The sequence below is a fragment of the Hymenobacter elongatus genome (assembly GCF_004745955.1).
GTDB classification, from domain to species: Bacteria; Bacteroidota; Bacteroidia; order Cytophagales; family Hymenobacteraceae; genus Hymenobacter; species Hymenobacter elongatus.
On the sequence record NZ_SRLD01000115.1, the window covers coordinates 1 to 903 of the forward strand.

The window sequence follows — 903 nt, forward strand, 5'->3', positions numbered from 1 at the left end:
GCAGGGCAAACACGATCTGGGCCTCGGTAAACTTCGTCTTTTTCATGGCGCATGTCTCTTGGTTTAAGATACAACAAGGGCCTGATTTCTCTACTTTAGCGTGGACCAGTTTCTTGGGAGGAGGTCAGCATATCTCTGTATGGAAAAGAAATGTTAACCGTTGTAGGAGTATTCCCAACTGTAGGCAACAAAATCATGTGTCCGTCTGTCGTATAATAGGCAGCTGTTTCTAGGCCTCCCTGGACGGCTTGTCTATTGACCATATTATTTAGCCCTTGACACTCATTATCAAACACTTCGTAATTCGTAGTTCCCCCAAAATTATATCCACCACCATTACCACCGTCGCCATCACCAGGGGGCGGCGGCGGTGGATCATCGTTATAGCATTGTTGAGAAACCTGTTCACCTACTTGCTCCCATTCAGCATAATAATATCCACACGGTGACAAGCTCGGATAGTTACATGAACCATTTCCATAAGTTGTCGTGCCAACTATCATATTACGATACGTGCAATAAGCACTCCAATAGCAAGTATAATAATCTTCGCAAGCTCGCGCTGCTTTATCGTTATCAGAATACTCATTAACCGAATTACCTTTTTCAGATTTATTATTCTCCCATTTTATAACAGATCCTTTCTTATACAGAAAATGAGTGATATTACCATTTAACATTTTTGTCAGAATAAGTCTACCCGTAAATTCACCAAAATACATATCAGCCGATCCTGGCTCCTTTAAGTTATTACTAATACCGGTGCTTTCGAACAAATATAGCAGATTCGTGAACGGTGTATCTTACGGCGAGGTTTGGTCGTAAGTCCCAGGATGCAAGCTTATTCACTGGATTTACGCACGCGCGTGGCTGCGGCGTGTCAGCACCCCGGGGCGCGGCAGG

The 903-nt window shown here is 43.9% G+C and carries 1 protein-coding gene; it reads right to left on the reverse strand.

Features of this window, described 5'->3' with window-relative positions:
- Positions 1–95 precede the first annotated feature (95 nt).
- A complete protein-coding gene (locus tag E5J99_RS20995) occupies positions 96–776 on the reverse strand; it encodes a hypothetical protein (protein WP_135499759.1) in 681 nt (226 codons plus the stop codon).
- Positions 777–903: the final 127 nt, after the last annotated feature.